Genomic DNA, 20,089 nt, shown 5'->3' with positions numbered 1-20,089 from the left:
AATTCGGGCAATCCTCGATATGCAGCACCTGGATCTTCACACGCCCATTCTCCCGCGCAACTCGCGGCGGCTGGCCACCCCGCACCTTCTTGATCAACACGCCCTAGGGGATGGCGTCAGCTCGGCGCTGAGCGTGATTAATCTATCAACTTGATAAATGAGGTCAAGTCACGATTGCATCTCGACGAGCAATGAGCGCGCATCGCTCTCAGTCGGTGATGAGCAGGTGCGAGGGGCGCGCGGTGAACGCCCCGTCGAGCACGAGGCACGCGGCGCCGACGGCCGCCACGTCCGTGCCCAGTCGCGATTCGCGCAGCGTCAAGGGGCGCACCGTCGTCACGCCGCCGGTGCGCACCAGCGCGTCGGAAACGGCGGGCCGCAGGAACGGACTCAGCCGAGCCCACACCGGGCCGCCGAGCACGGCATCGGTCAGATCCAGGAGATTGTCCAGCTGCACGAGAGCGCGCGCGATCCGTGCCGCGGCGCGCGACAGCGCCGCGGCGGGGCGAGGCTCGCCCTCCAGTGCGCGCAGGCACAGTTCGTCGAGGGCTGCGCGGGGGTCGCGCGGCGTCGGATCGGGCGTCGAGTGCAGTCCCGCGTCGGCCAGGAGGGTCCCAGGCTCGAGCGAGACGCCGAGGCATCCGCGTGCCCCGCACTCGCACACCGGTCCGGCGGGGTCCACGATCAGGTGCGCGATGTCCCCGGCGTTCGAGGTCGCCCCGCGCAGCGGTGTGTTGGCCAGCGAGAGCCCGACACCGGCGCCGGCGCCGTAGTAGAAGAACAGCGCGTCTCCGAGATCCCCGGCCGGCGTCACCCACAGCTCGCCGACCATGGCAGCGATGACGTCCTTCTCGAGCAGCGCGGGCAGTCCGGTCTTGGCGGCCAGTTCGCCGCGCAGGGGTGTGTCGGACCACTCGGGCAGAAGCGGGGGGTTCAGCAGCAGGCCCGCCTCCGTGTCGAGCGGACCGGGGGCGGCGATGCCGACACCCAGCACGCGGTCCGGATCGGGAAGCGTCGCGACGAGATCGCTCGCGACCGCGCCGATGGCGTCGAGCTGCTGATGGCTGGAGGCACCCGTCGGCTGGATCTCCCGGTGCTGCACGATCCGTCCGGCGAGGTCGAGCAGGACGACCGTGGTGACCGCGGGATCCAGGTGCACGCCGATCGCGAAGCGCGCGGACGGCTCGAGGGCGAGCATCGTGCGCGGCTTGCCCGGGCCCGTCCCCACCTTCCCGGCTTCGGCGATGAATCCCTCTGCGGTCAGTCGGCGGGTGACGTTGGTCAGCGTCTGCGCCGACAGACCCGTCTTCTCGGCGAGCTCGACGCGGCTCATCCCCTCCGGAGATCGGCGGATGAGATCGAGGATCAGCGCCTGGTTGTAGTTGCCCACCCCGAGGAGGTTCGACCCGCGCGTACTGAGCACCATCGCCCTCCTCCCGTGGTCACTGCGCCTTCACGCTAGTACGCGTGACAACCGGGTGCTCACAGGAGACGGATCGGAGCGTCGCGCGAGATACTAGGACGTCCATGTAAAATGATCGCTGTGCCCTACCGGGCGCACTTCCGGCTGTCGATCTGTTTCACAAGGACGTGACGCGATGAGCATGACTGTGTCCCCTTCCCTCTCCGCCGATGAGCGGGGAGCCATCCTCGAAGCCGTCCGCGACTTCGCCCGGACGCGGCTGGAGCCGCACGCGCTGGAATGGGATCGCGACAAGCACTTTCCGCGGGATGTGCTCGCCGACGCCGGAGAACTCGGCCTCGGAGGGCTGTACGTGCGTGAGGACGTCGGCGGCACCGCGCTGACGCGTGAGGACGCCGCACTCGTCTTCGAGCAGCTGTCGATGGGCGATCCCACGATCGCCGCGTACATCAGCATCCACAACATGGTCGCCTGGATGATCGACGGCTACGGCACTCCGGCGCAGCGCGAGCAGTGGCTGCCGCGTCTGATCACGCTTCGCGACCTCGGCGCCTACTGCCTCACGGAGCCCGGCGCGGGCTCGGATGCCGCGGCCATCACGACGAGCGCGATCGCCGACGGCGACGGCTATGTGCTCACCGGGGTCAAGCAGTTCATCTCCGGCGCGGGTGAGGCGTCGGTCTCTGTCGTCATGGCCCGCACCGGCGAGCCCGGCGCGCGGGGCATCAGCGCCTTCCTGGTGCCGGCGGATGTCGAGGGCCTGAGCTTCGGACCCCATGAGCGCAAGATGGGGTGGAACGCGCAGCCCACCCGTCAGGTGATCCTCGACGAGGTGCGGGTGCCGGCATCCGCTCTGCTGGGCGGCGTGGGCGAGGGGTTCCGCATCGCGATGAGCGGGCTCAACGGGGGGCGGGTCAACATTGCGGCCTGCTCCGTCGGCGGTGCCCAGTGGGCGCTCGATCGTGCCGTGCGCTACGTGCGCGAGCGGTTCACGTTCGGCGAGGCCCTCGCCGAACGGCAGAGCGTCGTGTTCGCCCTCGCCGACATGGCCACGCAGCTGCAGGCGGCCCGGGCGATGGTGCGCGACGCGGCTCGCGCGATCGACGTCCGTGCCGACGACGTCGCCGTGCAGTGCGCCATGGCCAAGCGCTTCGCCACCGACGCCGGCTTCGAGGTGGCCAACCGGGCGCTGCAGCTGCACGGCGGCTACGGGTATCTGCAGGAGTACGGGATCGAGAAGGTGGTGCGCGATCTTCGTGTGCATCAGATCCTGGAGGGCACGAACGAGATCATGCGGGTCATCATCGGTCGCGACGTTCTGGGAGCATGAGCACATGAGCGACTACTCCACGATCCTCGTCTCCACCCGCGGCCGCGTCGGTTGGATCACCCTGAACCGCCCCGAGGCGCTCAACGCGCTGAACTCGACCCTGGTCGAAGAACTCGCCGCCGCGGCGGCCGCGTTCGATGCCGACGAGGAGATCGGCTGCATCGTCGTCACCGGCTCGGAGCGCGCCTTCGCCGCCGGCGCCGATATCAAGCAGATGGAGGACCGCTCTGCCGTCGAGATGTCGCTGCGCAACCCCTTCGTGGGCCTCGAGGCCTTCTCGCGCGTACGCACGCCCGTCATCGCGGCCGTCGCGGGGTACGCGCTCGGAGGCGGCTGCGAGCTGGCGATGGCGTGCGACATCATCCTGGCTGCCGACACCGCCCGCTTCGGTCAGCCCGAGATCACTCTCGGCGTCATCCCCGGCCTCGGCGGCACGCAGCGTCTGCCGCGTGCGATCGGCTACTACAAGGCGGCAGAGCTCGTGCTCACCGGACGGATGATGGATGCCGCCGAAGCCGAGCGGGCCGGCCTGGTCTCCCGCGTCGTGCCCGCCGCCGACCTGCTCGCCGAGGCAGAAGCGATGGCCGAGCAGATCGCCGCGAAATCGCTTCCCGTCCTGTACGCCGCCAAGGAGTCGCTGCGCGCCTCGCTGGAGACCGCCGCCGCCGAGGGGCTGCGCTTCGAGAAGCAGGTCTTCACATCACTGTTCGCGCTGGACGACCAGAAGGAGGGCATGGCCGCCTTCCGGGAGAAGCGTGCGCCGCGATTCACGAATCGCTGACGACGTCGCCCGCCGACCGGCGCAGTCGGGCGACGATCGCGACGAGGTCTTCCACGTCGTCGGCTGTCAGGCCGGGCGCGGCGAACACGGCGTCGTTGAGCGCCGCGGTGGCCTGAGCCGCGAGGTCACGCCCCGCCCTCGTCAGGGCGACCAGCGTCGCCCGACGATCGCCGGGGTGCGGCTCGCGCGCGACGAGCGCGGCCGCTTCAAGGCGGTCGACGGTGTTCGTCACGCTCGTCGGGTGCACTTGCAAGCGGCTCGCCGCCGACGACAGTGGCATCCGTCCGTCACGGGTGAAACTCAGCAGCGTCAGCAGTTCGTAGCGGGCGAACGTGAGCGAGAACGGCTTCAGGGCCTCGTCGACGCGCGCGAGCAGAATCTGTTGCGCCCGCATGATGCTCGTCACCGCCGTCATCCCTGCCGCGGCGTCGACCCAGCCGTGCGCCACCCACTGGCGGCGGGCCTCTGCGATCGGATCGCGTGGCGACGACGGCGTGCGGCTCACGGGCATCTCCTCGAACGGCTCGGCGCCCGAAGTGCCGTGCGCGCTGGTCTCACGCTAGCGCGGACCTCGATCCGCCCCCACGGATGATCCTGAGTCTCAACGGATGCGATACTGAGTCGCGCCTTCTAGAATGAATGCGTCGCAAGGAGAACCGATGAAGATCGTGGTGCTGGTCAAAGAAGTCCCCGACACCTACGGCGACCGCAAGCTCGACCTCGAGACCGGTCTCGCCGAGCGCTCGGCCTCTGAGCGCGTGCTCGATGAGATCGGGGAGCGCGCACTGGAGGTGGCTCTGTCGTATGCCGACGCCCACCCCGGCACGGAGGTCGCTGTCGTCTCGATGGCATCGGAGGAGGCTGCGGCCACCATCCGCAAGGGGCTCGCGATGGGCGCGGCATCCGCTCTGCAGGTCGTCGACCCGGCGCTGGCCGGCGCAGATCTGGGCGTGACCGCGGCCGTGCTCGCCGCTGCGGTGCGGCGAGCCGGGTTCGACCTGGTCATCACCGGCAATCTCTCCACCGACGGCACCGGCGGCGTCCTTCCGGCGATGATCGCCGAGCACCTGCAGGTGCCGCAGGCGACCGCGCTGTCGTCGGTCACGATCGGCGAGGGGGAGATCACCGGCACGCGCGCCACCGACTTCGGCACCGCGCAGGTCAGTGCGGCGCTGCCGGCCGTCATCTCGATCACCGAAGCCCTCCCGGATGCCCGGTTCCCGAACTTCAAGGGCATCATGGCGGCGAAGAAGAAGCCGTTCGAGATCGTGTCGCTGGCCGACCTCGGCGTCGACGTGGACCCGTCCGCGGCCGCGCAGTCGATCATGACGGCGGTCGCCGAGAAGCCTCCGCGCGGTGCGGGAATCAAGATCGTCGATGAGGGCGACGCGGGCGACAAGCTCGCCGCCTTCCTCGTCGAGAACCGACTGGCCTGAGAACGGTGCTGGGAACGATGACGATGGAGAACGTGATGGTGGATGTCGCCTCGGACGCGATTCTCGTCCTGCTGGATGTCACCCCGGCCGGTGAGCTGGCCGGTTCGGCCGCCGGACTGCTCGGCGCCGCCGCCGGCATCGGCACGCCGGTCGCGCTGGTCGTCGCCGGTGACGAGGCGCATGCCGCACTCGCCGAGGCGGCGGGTGCGCTGGGGGCTGCGGTCGTGCTCACCGCGGGGCTGGGCGGTGCGGACGGATCGCTGACGGTTCCTCTGGTCGATGCCGTGGACGCGGCATCCGCGCTCGTGAAGCCCGACGCCGTGCTCGTGTCGAACTCCATCGAGGGCCGCGACATCGCCGGACGGTACGCGGCACGCTCGCGTGCGGCCCTGGCCGTGGATGCGGTCGGCGTCTCCCGCGACGACGAGGGCGTGCTCGCGCAGCATTCCGTCTACGGCGGGGCGTACAACGTCACGAGCGCAGCCACCTTCGGTCCTCTCGTGGTCACGGTGCGCCAGGGGGCGGTCGACGCCCGTGCCGCGGCCGTCGCCGAGCCGCGGGTGGTGCCGCTGGAGGTCGCCGCCTCGGGCGCGCCGGCGGCGCGCATCACCGGATTCGAAGCCGAGGTCGCGGCGTCGTCGCGGCCGGAGCTGCGCGGCGCGGCGAAGGTCGTCTCGGGAGGGCGCGGACTCGGCTCGGCCGAGAAGTTCGCGCTCGTCGAACAGCTCGCCGATGCCCTCGGCGCGGCTGTGGGCGCCTCGCGGGCCGCCGTGGATGCCGGGTACATCCCTTACTCGCACCAGGTCGGTCAGACCGGTGTGTCGGTGTCTCCGCAGTTGTATGTCGCTCTCGGCATCTCGGGCGCGATCCAGCACAAAGCCGGCATGCAGACCGCGAAGACGATCGTCGCGATCAATAAAGACGGCGACGCCCCGATCTTCGACATCGCCGACTTCGGCATCGTGGGGGACGTGTTCACGGTCGTCCCGCAGCTGATCGCCGCCCTCGACGCCAGGAAGGCCTGATGGCGACCGGCGGATCGTCCATGCGCCGCGGCTTGCCGCGCGTCGCCGGTGGAGAACCGTGGCCGCCGGCCGCGAGCGCGCCCGCCGAGGCCGTCGTGGAGGCGACCCCTGTCGTGGAGAGCACTGTCGCCGAGGCAGACATGGCGCCGTCCGCCGTCGCACCGACGCACTCGGGGCAACAGGCGACCGCGGTGGCCGCCTCCGCACTTTCCCGCGGCAGCGAGACCGTCGTACGCCGGGGCTTGCCGCGCGTCGCCGGAGGCGAGCCGTGGCCGACCGGCGTCGTCGCTGCTGCCGCTGACGCCGAGGCGGCGTACGCGGAGGCGGCCGCGGTCTCCGCTCCGACGCCCCGACCCGCCGCGGCCGACGGCGCCCCATCGGTGCGACGCGGGCTGCCCCGCGTCGCGGGCGGCGACGCCTGGCCACCCGCCGGCACCGAGGTGGCTGCATCGACCGCGGTCGCCGTGGCCGCCGTCGATGCCGCGGCGCCCGGTGAGGAGAATGCCTCCGCGGAGGTCGCCCACGCCGCCGACAGCCCTCTCGTTCCCGCCGTCGCCGAGGGTCCGCGTGCGCCGCTGAGCGTTCCGCAGACCGCGTGGGCCGGTCGTGCCGCGTCGCGTCGGCCGCAGCCGAAGCCTGAACCGCAGCGCATCGGCCCGTTCACGAAGACGCAGTGGGCGGGCACCGTCATCGTCGGCGGGATCGGGCTCCTGTTCGCGGCGGGCATGGCGGTGCTCGCGGTGCGGTTCCTGCTGAGCCTCGACGGCCCGCGCGACTTCCTCGCGACCTACCCCGGGGAGTACCACCTGCCTGCCGGTGCGCCCGTCGGCATCCCCGCGTGGCTCGGCTGGCAGCACTTCTTCAACGTCTTCCTGATGGTGCTGATCATCCGCTCGGGGCTCACGATCCGCCGCGAGAAGCGGCCGAGCGTCTTCTGGGCGCCGAAGAACAACCCCAAGGGCAAGACGAGCCTGACGATCTGGTTCCATCAGGCGCTCGACATCCTGTGGCTCATCAACGGCGCCGTCTTCATCGTGCTGCTGTTCGTCACCGGCCAGTGGATGCGGATAGTCCCCACGAGCTGGGAAGTCGTCCCCAACGCGCTCAGCGCCGCGCTGCAGTACGTCTCGCTGGACTGGCCGACCGAGAACGGCTGGGTCAACTACAACGCGCTGCAGCAGCTCGCCTACTTCTCGACCGTCTTCATCGCCGCCCCGCTCGCCGCGATCACCGGCTTCCGGATGAGCGGGATGTGGCCGAAGAAGAACCTGAAGCTCAGCGCCGCCTACCCGATCGAGTGGGCGCGCAAGGTGCACTTCCCGGTGATGCTGTTCTTCGTCGTGTTCATCGTCATCCACGTCGTTCTCGTGCTCGCGACCGGGGCGCTGCGCAACCTCAACCACATGTACGCCGCGCAGGGCTCGGTCGACCCGACGGCCTCTGCGGACAACTGGACCGGCTTCTGGCTGTTCGTGGTCTCTCTCGTGGTCATCGCCGCCGCGTGGGTCGCCGCCCGCCCGCTCGTGCTCGCCCCGATCGCCCGCCTGTTCGGCACGGTCAGCGGGCGCTGACGCGCGCGATCAGCGTCCCGACAGTGGCCGCCGCTCAGCCGAGCATCTCCGCAGAATGCGACGAACTCCGCATCCGATCGGCGATCTGGATGCGGAGTTCGTCAGAATCTGCGGAGTTCGTCAGCGCGGTGGGGCCGGCGGAACCCGCGACGCGGCAGGCGCGATCAGCGCACGAAGCGGACCTCGGTGAGCGTCTCGCCGAGGAACGGCTCGGTGTGCGTGGCGCCGTCGAGCGTGAAACCGTTGCGCGCGTAGAAGCGGTGCGCCCGCGGGTTGTCCTCGGCGACCCAGAGGTAGAGCTCCTCGTCGGCGTCGACCGTCGCGTCGAACAGCTGCTGCCCGATGCCGGTGCCGTGGAACTGGTCGAGCAGGTAGATGAAGTAGAGCTCACGCGTGCGCGGAGCGTCGCGGTCGCGCGCCGGGCCCGAGCCGGCGAATCCGACGATCTCGCCGCCGACGAGGGCGGCGAACATCTTGAACTCGGGGCCCTGCTGGGCCCAGTGCGTCCACAGCTCGGCGAGGCGCTTGGGTGAGACGTTTTCCAGAGCAGCCTTGCTGATGAGGTGGTCGTAGGTCTCGTGCCAGCACGTGGCGTGGACACGTCCGAGGGCCTCGGCATCCACGTCACGAACGGGACGGACGACGGTGTCGGTCTGCGCGGTGATGTCGGTGGGGGCTTCCATGGCCAGACTCTACGGCGGCCCTTCCGATTCACGAAATCGATGGATGCCGCGCTCCACCCTCGTCGCGGCGGCACCACGAGGACTGTGGGAACCCCACAAGAGATGCCAGGAGCCCATCGGGGAATCCGCTAGCATCGCGCTTCGTGAACGTATGGTGGCGGACCCTCTTGACCATCTGGCGCGCGAAGGTGCTGCTGCATCGGCGCGGCCCGTTGCCGCCGCGCACCGTGGGGCGCATCAGGCTGCGGACGCTCCCGACCGACATCGACCTCCTCGGTCACATGAACAACGGCCGCTACGCCTCGCTGTTCGACCTCGGCCGCTTCGACCTGCTCATCCGCACCGGCATCTGGGATGCGATGAACGCGCAGGGCTGGTACGCGGTGGTCGCCAGCGAGACGGTCACCTTCCGCAAGTCGCTGCAGCTCTGGCAGCGCTTCACGGTCGAATCCCGCCTGTACGCCCACGATGACAAGGCCGTCTACCAGATGCACCGCGCGGTCGTGGACGGCGAGGTCTATGCCGAGATGATCGTCCGCGCGCGCTTCCTGCGCCGCACCGGCGGCGTGGTGAACACCGACGAGCTGTTCGAGGCGCTCGAGCGGCCGGATGATCTCCCACCGCTGCCGCAGTGGGTGGCCGACTGGGCTCGCGACAGCGCGCTGCCCTCGACGAAGGCCCCCGCGCCGAGCGAGTGGGACTGATCCCGCAGGGATGCCGGCGTCAGACCCGACGCGCGACGAACGCGTCGGCGAGAGCGTCGCGGACGCTGCGGATGCCGGGAAGGCTGCGGCTGGATCGGCGCGCGGCCGTGAAGATCTCGCGCGCCGGGTCGCCCGGAAGCGCGCTCAGGTGCACCGGGGGTGCGCCGCCGGCCCACAGCAGATCCGGGAGCAGTCCGACGGCGTGACCGGCGGCGATCAGCTCGGCATGTCCGCTGAGGTCGGCGAGCTCGAAGCGGACATCCGGCTCGAACCCGGCGGCGCGGCACTGCTGCATCGCCCACTCGCGCGCCGCCGTGCCGCGCGGCTCCATCACCCAGGCGTGTTCGGCCAGGTCGGCCAGCGGCCCGATGGCGCGCGCCGTCGCCAGCCGGATCGGGTCGACGCCGAGCAGATCCCGATCGAGCGCCGATCGGTGCGGGCGAGTGAGCCCCGGGTACTGCTCGGCGATCGCGAGGTCGAAGCCGCGCGCTCCGAGCTCGAACAACCCCTCTTCGGGCGGCAGCTCGGAGATCTCCACGCGCAGGCCCGGCGTCCGCTCGGCGAGCAGGGTCAGGGCTGCGGGCACGAGAGCGCGGGCGGCCGTCTGCAGCACGGCGAGACGCACCGGCGCGATCCCGAGGCGGGTGTCTTCGAGTTCGCCGCGGATCTCCTCGTCGGCATCGAGGGCGCGCGCCGCGTAGGCGGCCAGCGTCTCGCCGTGCGCGGTCAGCCGCACGCGGCGTCCATCCGGAGCGAGCAGCGCCACTCCCGCCTCGCGCTCCAACTGCGACAACTGCTGCGAGATCGTGGACGGGCTGTACGCCAAGGCCTGTGCGACGGCGGCGATCGTGCCGCGCTGGGCGAGTTCGTGCAGCAGTCGGAGGCGTCTCAACTCGAACACGCGCGCTCCTTCCGTCACCCGTCGCCGTCGTCTCGGCTGCGTCGTGGTCGCGCCGGAGAAAACATCGCTGTCATCGAACGATATCCGTCAAAGATCATCGCTTTTGCCGAATCATATGCGTGCCTCACGCTGGACGCATGGACACAGTGCACTCTGGAGACGTGACCGACGACACCACCACGCCTCCTTCGGCATCCGCGCTCGCCGACAGCGCCATCTCGCTGGCGCGACGCTGGGTGGACGAGTCTGCGGCTGCCGACGTCGATCCCGCCGCCGAACGGCTGGCGGGCGTGCTCAAGGATCCGCACGGGCTGCCGTTCACGATCGGCTTCGTCGACGGTGTTATGCGTCCCGAGTCGTTGAGCGCCGCCGCGGCGAACCTGCAGCGCGTGGCGCCTCTGGTTCCGCAGTTCTTGCCCTGGTACCTGCGTGCGGCGGTGCGCACGGCGGGTGCCGTCGGGCCGATTCTTCCGGCGCCGACGGTGCCGATCGCGCGCAAAGCGCTGCGCGAGATGGTCGGGCACCTCATCGTCGATGCCCGGCCCGACAAGCTGGGCCCCGCCCTGACGGCCATCCGGGAATCCGGTGCGCGTCTCAATCTGAACCTCCTGGGCGAAGCCGTGCTGGGCGAAGCCGAAGCGCTGCGTCGCCTGGAGGGCATCCACGATCTCATCCGTCGCGACGACGTCGACTACGTCTCGGTGAAGGTGTCGGCTATCGCGAGCCACATCTCGATGTGGGCCTTCGACCAGGTCGTCGACCGGGTGGTCGACCGCCTGCTCCCGCTGTACCTGACGGCCGCCTCCTCGGCGGGGCCCGAGTCCGCTCAGACGTTCATCAATCTGGACATGGAGGAGTACCGCGACCTCGACCTGACGATCGCGGTGTTCACCCGGCTGCTGGAGGATCCGCGGCTGCGTGACCTGGAGGCGGGCATCGTCCTGCAGGCCTACCTTCCCGATGCGTTGCCGGCCCTGCGGCAGCTCACCGCCTGGGCTCAGCAGCGGGTCGACGGCGGGGGCGCCCGCATCAAGGTGCGACTCGTCAAGGGCGCGAACCTCGCGATGGAACGGGTGGATGCCGTCATGCACGGCTGGCCGCTGGCCACCCATGCGAGCAAGCTCGACGCCGACGCCAGCTACCTCCGGTGCCTCGACGAGGCGCTGCGGCCGGAGAACTCGCGCGCGGTGCGCCTCGGCGTCGCCGGCCACAACCTCTTCGACATCGCGTACGCGTGGTTGCTCGCGGGGGAGCGCGGCGTCCGGGACGACGTCGAGTTCGAGATGCTCCTCGGCATGGCACAGGGACAGGTGGCGGCGGTCTCGCGCGAGGTCGGCCACGTGCTGCTGTACGTGCCGGTCGTGCGGCCCGACGAGTTCGATGTGGCCATCAGCTACCTCGTGCGCCGATTGGAGGAGAACGCGTCGAGCGACAACTTCCTCTCGGCCGCTTTCGATCTTGCCGAAGATCCGGCGATGTTCGCGCGGGAGCGCGACCGCTTCCTCGCCTCGCTGCTGCGGGCGGCCGACCCGGCGCTTCCCGTGGGGCCTCAGCGGACGCAGACCCGGCGGGACGACGCGGCGAGCGGCGCAGCGACCCCCGCCCTCACCCGTCCGGAGCCCGCAGCCGAAACGGCGGAGGGAGCCGCCGACGGCGATCTGACGCAGGTGGTTCTCGGTATCGCCGACGGTCGGGGTGACGGCGGGTCGTTCGTCGACACCGCGGTCTTCGACCTTCGTGAATCCGTCCGCGCCGAGGGTGCGCCGGGGTTCGCGAACGCGCCCGACACGGACCCCGCGCTGCCGGCCAACCGTGCCTGGGCCGACGAGATTCTGGCGCGGATCGCCGGGTCGAGCGCCGGAGAGTCGACCATCGCCGCTGCGCGCATCGACGATTCGGCGTCGCTCGAAGAGACGGTCGCGCGCGTTCGGGCCGCCGGCACACGGTGGGGCGCCGTGCCCGCGGACGATCGAGCGAAGGTTCTGCGTGCGGTCGCGCGTGCGCTCGAGGCTCGGCGCGGCGAGCTCATCGAGGTGGCCGCGAGCGAGACCGGCAAGGTGTTCGCCGAAGCCGATGTCGAAGTCAGCGAAGCCGTCGACTTCGCCAACTACTACGCCGCGACGGCGCGCGAGCTCGATCGGGTGAGCGGCGCGGTCTTCGTGCCTGCGGCGCTCACGGTGGTCGCGCCGCCCTGGAACTTCCCCGTCGCGATCCCTGCCGGCGGAGTGCTCGCTGCGCTCGCGGCGGGCTCGGGTGTCGTGTTCAAGCCGGCTCCTCAGGCGCGCCGCTGCGCGGCCGTGGTCGCCGAGGCCGTCTGGGCGGCGTTGGACCTCGAGGGCGTCGACCGCGACATCCTCGCGCTGGTCGACGTCGACGAGGAGGAGCACGGCCAGCAGCTGATCGCGCACCCCGACGTGGATCGTGTGATTCTCACCGGCTCGTGGGAGACCGCGCAGCTGTTCCGCTCGTGGCGGCGCGACCTGCCGCTGCTCGCCGAGACGAGCGGCAAGAACGCCATGATCGTCATGCCCTCCGCCGACCTGGATCTCGCGGCATCCGATCTGGTGAAGAGCGCCTTCGGTCACGCCGGGCAGAAGTGCTCCGCCGCCTCGCTCGCGATCCTGGTGGGACCGGTGGCGCGCTCCGAGCGGTTCGCGCGCCAGCTCGTCGATGCCGTCCGCTCACTGCGCGTGGGAGCGCCCTCCGACCCGTCGAGCGAGGTCGGGCCGGTGATCGAGACGCCGCGCGGCAAGCTCGAGTGGGCCCTCACGACCCTCGAGGAGGGTGAGAGCTGGCTGGTCGCTCCCGAACTCATCGAGGGTTCGGCCGACGCCGATGCTGCTCTGGCCGGGCGCCTGTGGCGGCCCGGCATCCGCGTCGGGGTGCGGCCGGGGTCGCGCACGCACCTCGAGGAGTTCTTCGGCCCGATGCTCGGCATCATGCACGCCTCCTCGCTGTCGGAGGCGGTCGAGCTGCAGAACGCCGTCGCGTACGGCCTGACGGCGGGGCTGTACACGCAGGACCCGGCCGACCTCGAACTGTGGCTCGATCGGGTCGAGGCGGGCAACCTCTACGTCAACCGCGGCATCACCGGGGCGATCGTGCAGCGTCAGCCGTTCGGCGGCTGGAAGCGCTCGTCGGTCGGCACCGGCACGAAGGCCGGCGGCCCGAACTATCTGATCGGACTCGGCTCGTGGCGGCCCTCGGCGGGTGGCGCGCCGTCATCGACGCTGCACCTGCGTGGGCTGGATGCGCGCATCACGACGCTCATCGAGTCCGCCCAGCCCTCGCTGGACTACGAGGCCTTCGAGTGGCTGCGTCGCGGCGCGCTGTCCGATGCGGTCGCCTGGGATAGGGAGTTCGGCCGCGTCAAGGACGTGTCACGGCTCGGTGTGGAGCGCAATCTCTTCCGGTATCGGCCCGTCGAGGTGGCGGTGCGCGCGACGAAGGATGCCACGTGGCAGGCCCTGCTGCGCGTCGTGGTCGCGGGCGTTCGCGCGGGTGGCGGGATGACGATCAGTGCACCGGTGGGGCTTCCGGCCGGCGTGCGTCGCGCGCTCGGTGATCTCGACATCGCGGTGTTCGTCGAGACCGACGAGCAGTGGATCGAGCGCCTGCAGGCGGCACGCGAAGATGGTGACGCACCGCGCGTGCGGCTGGTCGGGCCGGCGGCATCCGTCGCCCGCGTCCACGATGCCCTCGTCAGTGCGACCGACGGTGACGTCGACATCGCCGTTTACGCCGGAGAGGTCACCACCGCCGGCCGCATCGAACTGCTGCCGTTCCTGCGCGAGCAGGCCGTGTCGATCACTGCGCACCGCTTCGGCAACCCCGACGACTGGAGCGCGGAGGTCATCTGATGCGGCCGGCGTTCGTCGAGGTCCGTGAGCTCTCGGCATCCGACGTCGATCGAGCGCCTGGGCTACGTCGCAACGGGTGAGATGTCCACGGTCACCTATGACTACGTGGATGCCGAGGGCCTGGCGCGCACGGCGACCGAGACCGACGAGCGCCTCGTGGAGGTGTGGAACGCAACCGTCGCCGACGCCCCAGCGAGAGAAACAAGTTATCTTTCTGGCGATGGAAGGTCGCGCGAGCGAGCATGATTCTGGCGCATCTGGGGAGCGCCAGACGGGGATCGGCTCACGCGCGGTTGCGCGTCCGATCGGACCGTCTTGTGACACGCCGGGGGGAGTGTCGCTCTGGGGCCGGGGGATTCACTCGACTCCAGAGCTCCCGCCCGATTCGCAGTCGCGCTCGTCCGTCTCGACCGGAACCATCAGCCCATACACCAGTGCGCGCACTCCGAGACCGAGAAGCGTCCACGCGCCTTCGGGGAATTCGTCCGATGCGCTCGCCGCGACGATCGGGTGCGGAATGCCCTCGATCGCCCGCAACGCGAACCCCTCCGACATCGCGGCCAGCAGCTCGGTGAAGTCTTCGATGGTGAGCGGAGAGCGCAGACGCAGCCCGTACGCCTCCATGAGGTAGACGTAGAACTGCGCGAACGCCGCGATGGATCCCTGATGGCGCTCTCGGGTCGCCTCCTGCAGCTCGGGCCAGGTCTCGGCCGTCGCCCGCAGCGCCAGGGTCACGAGGAACTGCTGCGCGTCCAGATCGTGGGTCGGATCGTCGGTGTCGAGTGTGATGCTCTGCACATGCGCGGCAGCCGCCGTGCGGATCACCTCGTCACCGTCGGCCGCCGCCGCGACGAGATCCTCGATCGCGGCACGCGGATACTCGGCGGGGTCGCTGCGGATGCGCAGCCGCACCATCGCCACTGCGAGGTCACGCTGATAGTCGCTCTGATCGGCCCACAACCGATACGCCGCTCCGGTGGTCAGCCCCGCCCGTCGCAGTACTTCCTGCAGACGGATGTGCTGCACACCGGCCGCCACCCCGCGCTCCAGCAGCATCTGCATGCCGACGCGCAACAACAGTGCGCGCGTTTCCTCTCCCGTGCGGCGGACCATGGGACGAATCTACTCAGGGGAATGAAACCCGCAACGGTCTTGACAGTCTCGGCGGATGCCGAGGGTGCTCTGGCAGAATGGGGATGGCGAGGAACGAGGATCTCGAATGCCCGACCGTATCGCCCATCACCGCCGCTACCTGATGTGCCGACCCGAGCACTTCACGGTGCGTTATTCGATCAATCCGTGGATGGAGCCGGCGCGACCGACCGACACGGCCAAGGCCGTGCGTCAGTGGCAGACGCTGTACGACACGTACCTCGCCCTCGGACACGAGGTCGAACTGATCGACCCGCTGCCGGGACTTCCCGACATGGTCTACACGGCCAACGGCGGTTTCGTCGTCGACGGCCGAGCGCTTGGAGTCCGCTTTCGTGTTCCGGAACGGCGAGGGGAGGAGCGTCCGTTCATGGACTGGTTCGCCGCCGCCGGCTTCGAGGTGATCGAACCGGTCGAGGTGCAGGAGGGTGAGGGGGACTTCCTTCTCGTCGGCGACACGATCCTCGCCGGCACCGGATTCCGCTCCGTCGGTGACAGTCATCGCGAGGTCGCCGATGTCTTCGGCCGCGAGGTCGTCTCCCTCCGCCTGATCGATCCTCGGTTCTACCACCTCGACACCGCGATCTGCGTGCTCGACCCGGTCGAAGGTGAGGGCGGGGTGGATGCCGCGAACATCGCCTACCTGCCCTCGGCGTTCGACGAGGCGTCGCTGCGGCTGCTGGAAGAGCGTTACCCCGACGCGATCCTCGTGTCGGACGAGGACGGCGCCGTGTTCGGCCTGAACGCGGCATCCGATGGCCGTCACGTCTTCCTCTCCCCGCGCGCCACCGGGTTCGATGCCCAGCTGCGCGATCGGGGCTACGTTCCCGTTCCCGTCGACCTGTCGGAGCTGCTGCTCGGCGGCGGAGGCATCAAATGCTGCACGCTCGAACTGCGAGGAATGAAATGAGCTCCGCCATCTCCATCGACGAATCCTCCGCCGCCCTCATCGCGGCCGAGGACGAGCACGTCGCGCACAACTATCACCCGCTGCCGGTCGTCATCGCCCGCGGTGAGGGGGCCTGGGTGACCGACGTCGAGGGCAAGCGCTACCTCGATCTGCTGGCCGCCTACTCCGCCCTCAACTTCGGTCACCGCCACCCCGCCCTGGTGGCCGCGGCCACCGCGCAGCTGGGCCGGGTCACGCTGACGAGCCGAGCGTTCCACAACGATCAGCTCGGCACCTTCGCCGCGGCGCTCGCGGAGCTGTGCGGCAAGGACCTCGTGCTGCCGATGAACACCGGTGCGGAGGCCGTCGAGACGGGGATCAAGGTCGCCCGCGCGTGGGCGTACCGCACGAAGGGCGTCGCCGCGGATGCCGCGACCATCATCGTCGCCGACGGCAACTTCCACGGTCGCACCACGACGATCGTCGGCTTCAGCGACGACGAGCAGGCTCGCGCCGGCTTCGGCCCCTTCACGCCCGGATTCGTCCGCGTGCCGTACGGGGATGCCGACGCCATCGCCGCCGCGATCGACGAGAACACCGCCGCGGTGCTGGTCGAGCCGATCCAGGGTGAGGCGGGCGTCGTCATCCCGCCCGACGGTTACCTCCGCGCCATCCGGGAGGTGTGCGACCGCGAAGGCGTGCTGTTCATCGCGGACGAGATCCAGTCCGGGCTCGCGCGGGTGGGTACGACGTTCGCCTGCGACCGGGAGCAGGTCGTGCCCGACGTGTACCTGCTGGGCAAGGCGCTCGGCGGCGGGATCGTGCCCCTGTCGGCGGTGGTCGCCGACCGCGACGTCCTCGGGGTCATCCGTCCCGGCGAGCACGGGTCCACGTTCGGGGGCAACCCGCTCGCGGCGGCCATCGGTGCCCAGGTGGTGCAGATGCTGGCATCGGGCGAGTTCCAGGCGCGCGCCACCGCGCTCGGTGAGCACCTGGAGGCCACGCTGGCACCGCTCGTCGGCAACGGTGTCACCGCGATCCGCGTCGCCGGGCTCTGGGCCGGCGTCGACATCGACCCGGCGCGCGGAACGGGACGCGAGATCGCCGAGCGGCTGCTCGCGCGGGGGGTTCTCGTGAAAGACACGCACGGCCAGACGATCCGCATCGCGCCGCCGCTCGTGGTCCGTGCGACCGAGCTGGACTGGGCGATCGAGCAGCTGCGGCTCGTCCTCGAGGGCTGAGCCCCGCCCGGCCTCAGGTCACGGAGACCGAGACCCGCGGCCACCCGGTCGCGCCGTCCGGCGCCGGTGGGGCGACCGTCGGCGTCTGCGGCTGCCCGTCGATGCCGATCGCGCGGGCCACGATCGTGTGCGGTCCCGCCGTCGCCCGCCACGGGAGCGACCACTGCACCCAGGTGTCGGCCGAGATGGCGGTCGCGAGCGTCGCGTCCTGCCACTCGCCGCCGTCGATCTGCACCTGCACACCGCGAACGCCCACGTGCTGCTGCCAGGCGACGCCGGCGATCACCGTGTCGCCGGCCGCGACCGTGTCGCCGCGCCGGGGGACGTCGATGCGGCTGGCGAGCTTGATCGGGCCCCGCTCCGACCACCCGCGCGGCGTCCAGTACCCCTGCGCATCGGAGAAACGGGTGACCTCCAGGTCGGTCACCCACTTCGTCGCCGACACATAGCCGTACAAGCCCGGCACGACCATCCGCACGGGGAAGCCGTGGGCGAGCGGAAGCGGCTCACCGTTCATCCCGACGGCGAGGATCGCATTGCGCTCGTCGGTGAGCGCCTCCAGCGGGGTGCCGGCCGTGAAGCCGTCGATCGACGTCGAGAGCACCATGTCGGCATCCGCCTGCACGCCGGCCCGCGACAGCAGGTGTCGGATCGGGTAGCCGAGCCAGCGCGCAGTGCCGATCAGATCGCCGCCCACCTCGTTCGAGACGCACGTGAGGGTGGTCACGCTCTCTTCCAGGGGAAGGGCGAGCAACTCGTCCCAGCCGATCTCCACCTCGGTGTCGACCTTGCCGTGGATACGCAGTCGCCAGGTCGCCGGGTCGATCTGCGGCACCGCGAGCGCCGTGTCGATCCGGTAGAAATCGCCCGTGGGCGTGATGACCGGCGCGAGCTGCGGGATGCCGAGGTCGGCGCCGGCCGGCACGCTCACCGTCTTCGTGGCGCGCGGAAGCGTGATCGCCGCGCGAACCGCGGTCGCGGCACGGGCCCCCGTCTGCAGCGCCCACCCGCCGACGGCGGCCAGAGCGCCCGTCGCCGCCGCGCCGGCGGTCCACAGGAGGAAGGTGCGGCGGGAGGTGCCCGCGGCATCGTCGGCGGAGGGCGCGGTCACGGCGCGCGGCGCGAGCAGGCTCAGGGCGAGGAGCGTGGCGCCGGCGCCCACGGCGGGGGCCACGACGGCCAGCGCGGCGGCATCGGCCCGTGACACGGCGGCCACCGCGCCCACCAACCCCAGCACGACGACGAGAGCCTGCGCGGCGCCCATCGAGCGGCGGGCGAGCAGACCGGCGCCGGCTCCGATCAGCAGCAGCGCGATGGCGACCGCGGTGACGAGCGCCGCCTTGTCGCCGGTGCCGAACAGGGCGATCGCGAGGTCCTTTCCCCACGGCGGGGCGAGGTCGATCAGTGCCCCGCCGACGGCGGCGATGGGACTCGCCCCCACGAGGGCGCCGGCAAGCTCGCCGAGCCCGGCACCGAAGGCGGTGGAGGCCGCGCCGGCGGCGGCTGCCCGTGCTCGCGTACGCATGCGCTGATCCTAAGTCGCCGCGGACGGCGCGCGGGCGGATGCCGCGGCATCCGTCGTCACACTCAGGAAACACGGCCCGGGCTAGGCTCATGGCATGGGTGACCTGTTCGACGGATACGGCTCGACGCTGGCTCCGCGCAAGACCGTCTCCGGCGTCGCGGCCTTCGACGAGATGTTCGCGGCGCCCGCCCCCGCCGGCGCCGCAGCGACCTCCCGTCCGGCGTACCGCGAGCTGTATCAGGCGCTCGCCAAGATGACTCAGGAGGAGCTGCGCGGACGCACCGAGTCGCTCGCCAGCTCGTACCTCGCGCAGGGCGTGACCTTCGACTTCGCCGGAGAGGAGCGTCCGTTCCCGCTGGACGCCGTGCCCCGTGTGATCCAGTACGACGAGTGGTCGAACATCGAGAAGGGCGTGCAGCAGCGCGTGCGCGCCCTCGAGGCGTTCCTCGACGACGCCTACGGCCACCAGCACTGCGTGCGCGACGGCGTGCTGCCGGCTGCGCTGATCGCCTCCAGCCAGTACTTCTACCGCCAGGCCGCCGGCATCCACTCGGCCAACGGCGTGCGTATCCAGGTGGCCGGCATCGACCTCATCCGCGACGAGAACGGCGAGATGCGGGTCTTGGAGGACAACGTGCGGGTGCCGTCCGGCGTCAGCTACGTCATCTCCAACCGTCGGGTGATGGCCCAGACGCTCCCCGAGCTGTTCGTCTCGATGCGGGTGCGTCCCGTCGGCGACTACCCCAACAAGCTGTTGCAGGCCCTCCGCGCCTCGGCCCCGCCCGGCATCGACGACCCGAACGTCGTCGTGCTGACGCCGGGTGTGTACAACTCGGCCTATTTCGAGCACACGCTGCTGGCGCGGCTCATGGGCGTCGAGCTCGTCGAGGGGCGCGACCTGCAGTGCGTCGGAGGCAAGGTCTTCATGCGCACCACTCGCGGGCCGCGCCGCGTCGACGTCATCTACCGCCGTGTGGACGACGACTTCCTCGACCCGCTGCAGTTCCGCGCCGATTCGATGCTGGGAGCGCCCGGCCTCATGCTCGCCGCGCGGCTGGGCAACGTGACGATCGCCAATGCCGTGGGCAACGGGGTGGCCGACGACAAGCTGCTCTACACGTACGTGCCCGACCTCATCCGCTACTACCTCGCGGAGGAGCCGATCCTCAAGAACGTCGACACGTGGCGGCTCGAGGAGCCGGCCGCCCTCGAAGAGGTGCTCGACCGGCTGGACGAGCTCGTCGTGAAGCCGGTCGACGGCTCGGGCGGAAAGGGCCTCGTGGTGGGCCCCGACGCGTCGCCCGCGGAGCTCGAGAAGCTGCGCAAGAAGCTCATCCGCGACCCGCGTGGGTGGATCGCTCAACCGGTCGTGATGCTCTCGACCATCCCGACCCTCGTCGAGGACGGGATGCGCCCGCGCCATGCGGACCTCCGTCCGTTCGCGGTCAACAACGGAGACGAGGTCTGGGTGCTGCCCGGGGGCCTGACGCGCGTGGCTCTGCCGGAGGGGCAGCTCGTCGTCAACTCCTCACAGGGTGGCGGCTCGAAGGACACCTGGATCGTCGGCG

The 20,089-nt window shown here is 70.6% G+C and carries 16 protein-coding genes; 10 read left to right on the top strand and 6 right to left on the bottom strand.

The annotated features are described in order from the left end of the window. Positions 1 to 208: 208 nt before the first annotated feature. Entirely contained in the window at positions 209 to 1,426 is a 1,218-nt protein-coding gene (locus BGN98_RS03730; RefSeq protein ID WP_288119650.1) for an ROK family transcriptional regulator, read from the bottom strand. A gap of 172 nt (positions 1,427 to 1,598) precedes the next feature. Between BGN98_RS03730 and BGN98_RS03725 the strand changes: the two genes are divergently transcribed. Further along, a complete protein-coding gene (locus tag BGN98_RS03725; protein WP_288119648.1) occupies positions 1,599 to 2,753 on the top strand; it encodes an acyl-CoA dehydrogenase family protein in 1,155 nt (384 codons plus the stop codon). A gap of 4 nt (positions 2,754 to 2,757) precedes the next feature. Beyond that, positions 2,758 to 3,534, top strand: coding sequence for an enoyl-CoA hydratase-related protein (locus BGN98_RS03720; protein ID WP_288119646.1), 777 nt, complete (start codon positions 2,758 to 2,760; stop codon positions 3,532 to 3,534). Here the strand turns inward: BGN98_RS03720 and BGN98_RS03715 are convergent. Next, positions 3,521 to 4,039: a MarR family winged helix-turn-helix transcriptional regulator gene (locus BGN98_RS03715; RefSeq protein ID WP_016464160.1), complete on the bottom strand. Its 519-nt coding sequence runs from the start codon at positions 4,037 to 4,039 to the stop codon at positions 3,521 to 3,523. The genes BGN98_RS03720 and BGN98_RS03715 overlap by 14 nt on opposite strands. 154 nt (positions 4,040 to 4,193) lie before the next feature. Here BGN98_RS03715 and BGN98_RS03710 point away from each other — a divergent pair, with 154 nt between their 5' ends. The 3 genes from BGN98_RS03710 to BGN98_RS03700 are packed head-to-tail and all read left to right on the top strand — an operon-like array spanning position 4,194 to position 7,566. Beyond that, positions 4,194 to 4,970 (top strand): electron transfer flavoprotein subunit beta/FixA family protein, encoded by a 777-nt coding sequence (locus tag BGN98_RS03710; protein WP_288119643.1) that lies wholly within the window; start codon positions 4,194 to 4,196, stop codon positions 4,968 to 4,970. Positions 4,971 to 5,005: 35 nt separating this feature from the next. Beyond that, positions 5,006 to 5,995 (top strand): electron transfer flavoprotein subunit alpha/FixB family protein, encoded by a 990-nt coding sequence (locus BGN98_RS03705; RefSeq protein ID WP_061683885.1) that lies wholly within the window; start codon positions 5,006 to 5,008, stop codon positions 5,993 to 5,995. Further along, positions 5,995 to 7,566, top strand: coding sequence for a cytochrome b/b6 domain-containing protein (locus tag BGN98_RS03700; RefSeq protein ID WP_288119641.1), 1,572 nt, complete (start codon positions 5,995 to 5,997; stop codon positions 7,564 to 7,566). Before BGN98_RS03705 ends, BGN98_RS03700 begins: the two co-directional genes overlap by 1 nt. 164 nt (positions 7,567 to 7,730) lie before the next feature. Here the strand turns inward: BGN98_RS03700 and BGN98_RS03695 are convergent, their stop codons facing one another. Further along, entirely contained in the window at positions 7,731 to 8,249 is a 519-nt protein-coding gene (locus BGN98_RS03695; protein ID WP_061683824.1) for a GNAT family N-acetyltransferase, read from the bottom strand. A 143-nt stretch (positions 8,250 to 8,392) separates the two neighbouring features. On the opposite strand from BGN98_RS03695, the gene BGN98_RS03690 reads away from it, so the two are divergent. Beyond that, positions 8,393 to 8,953 carry an acyl-CoA thioesterase gene (locus tag BGN98_RS03690; RefSeq protein ID WP_036289974.1) on the top strand — a complete coding sequence of 187 codons (561 nt, stop codon included), beginning with the start codon at positions 8,393 to 8,395 and terminating at the stop codon, positions 8,951 to 8,953. Between the two features lie 19 nt (positions 8,954 to 8,972). Here the strand turns inward: BGN98_RS03690 and BGN98_RS03685 are convergent, their stop codons facing one another. After that, complete coding sequence (locus tag BGN98_RS03685; protein ID WP_288119637.1) at positions 8,973 to 9,854, bottom strand: LysR family transcriptional regulator; 882 nt, start codon at positions 9,852 to 9,854, stop codon at positions 8,973 to 8,975. 137 nt (positions 9,855 to 9,991) lie between these two features. Here BGN98_RS03685 and BGN98_RS03680 point away from each other — a divergent pair, with 137 nt between their 5' ends. Continuing rightward, positions 9,992 to 13,714, top strand: coding sequence for a proline dehydrogenase family protein (locus tag BGN98_RS03680; RefSeq protein ID WP_288119635.1), 3,723 nt, complete (start codon positions 9,992 to 9,994; stop codon positions 13,712 to 13,714). Positions 13,715 to 14,071: 357 nt separating this feature from the next. On the opposite strand, the gene BGN98_RS03675 is transcribed toward BGN98_RS03680, so the two are convergent. Then, positions 14,072 to 14,827, bottom strand: a complete 756-nt coding sequence (locus tag BGN98_RS03675; RefSeq protein ID WP_288119633.1) for a hypothetical protein — start codon at positions 14,825 to 14,827, stop codon at positions 14,072 to 14,074. Positions 14,828 to 14,933: 106 nt separating this feature from the next. On the opposite strand from BGN98_RS03675, the gene ddaH reads away from it, so the two are divergent. Both ddaH and rocD read left to right on the top strand, forming a co-directional pair. Then, entirely contained in the window at positions 14,934 to 15,776 is an 843-nt protein-coding gene (gene ddaH, locus BGN98_RS03670) for a dimethylargininase (protein ID WP_288119631.1), read from the top strand. Further along, on the top strand, positions 15,773 to 16,996 hold the full coding sequence (gene rocD, locus BGN98_RS03665) for an ornithine--oxo-acid transaminase (RefSeq protein ID WP_288119629.1): 1,224 nt from the start codon (positions 15,773 to 15,775) through the stop codon (positions 16,994 to 16,996). The genes ddaH and rocD overlap by 4 nt, the downstream gene beginning before the upstream one ends. Positions 16,997 to 17,009: 13 nt before the next feature. On the opposite strand, the gene BGN98_RS03660 is transcribed toward rocD, so the two are convergent. After that, positions 17,010 to 18,521 (bottom strand): molybdopterin-dependent oxidoreductase, encoded by a 1,512-nt coding sequence (locus BGN98_RS03660; protein WP_288119627.1) that lies wholly within the window; start codon positions 18,519 to 18,521, stop codon positions 17,010 to 17,012. Positions 18,522 to 18,615: 94 nt separating this feature from the next. On the opposite strand from BGN98_RS03660, the gene BGN98_RS03655 reads away from it, so the two are divergent. Beyond that, positions 18,616 to 20,089 (top strand): circularly permuted type 2 ATP-grasp protein (locus tag BGN98_RS03655; protein ID WP_288119625.1); only part of this gene is annotated, 1,474 nt, incomplete at its 3' end.

Source organism: Microbacterium sp. 69-7 (assembly GCF_001897985.1).
GTDB classification, from domain to species: domain Bacteria; phylum Actinomycetota; class Actinomycetes; order Actinomycetales; family Microbacteriaceae; genus Microbacterium; species Microbacterium laevaniformans.
Note: the sequence above shows the minus strand (reverse complement) of the source record. Positions and strands in the feature narration are given on the sequence as shown.

Coding starts and splice junctions, on each gene's coding strand:
- ddaH (WP_288119631.1), top strand. CDS start 14,934: ATGCCCGACCGTATCGCCCATCACCGCCGCTACCTGATGTGCCGACCC.
- BGN98_RS03675 (WP_288119633.1), bottom strand. CDS start 14,827: ATGGTCCGCCGCACGGGAGAGGAAACGCGCGCACTGTTGTTGCGCGTC.
- BGN98_RS03710 (WP_288119643.1), top strand. CDS start 4,194: ATGAAGATCGTGGTGCTGGTCAAAGAAGTCCCCGACACCTACGGCGAC.
- BGN98_RS03695 (WP_061683824.1), bottom strand. CDS start 8,249: ATGGAAGCCCCCACCGACATCACCGCGCAGACCGACACCGTCGTCCGT.
- BGN98_RS03660 (WP_288119627.1), bottom strand. CDS start 18,521: ATGCGTACGCGAGCACGGGCAGCCGCCGCCGGCGCGGCCTCCACCGCC.
- rocD (WP_288119629.1), top strand. CDS start 15,773: ATGAGCTCCGCCATCTCCATCGACGAATCCTCCGCCGCCCTCATCGCG.
- BGN98_RS03680 (WP_288119635.1), top strand. CDS start 9,992: ATGGACACAGTGCACTCTGGAGACGTGACCGACGACACCACCACGCCT.
- BGN98_RS03725 (WP_288119648.1), top strand. CDS start 1,599: ATGAGCATGACTGTGTCCCCTTCCCTCTCCGCCGATGAGCGGGGAGCC.
- BGN98_RS03705 (WP_061683885.1), top strand. CDS start 5,006: ATGGTGGATGTCGCCTCGGACGCGATTCTCGTCCTGCTGGATGTCACC.
- BGN98_RS03700 (WP_288119641.1), top strand. CDS start 5,995: ATGGCGACCGGCGGATCGTCCATGCGCCGCGGCTTGCCGCGCGTCGCC.
- BGN98_RS03730 (WP_288119650.1), bottom strand. CDS start 1,426: ATGGTGCTCAGTACGCGCGGGTCGAACCTCCTCGGGGTGGGCAACTAC.
- BGN98_RS03720 (WP_288119646.1), top strand. CDS start 2,758: ATGAGCGACTACTCCACGATCCTCGTCTCCACCCGCGGCCGCGTCGGT.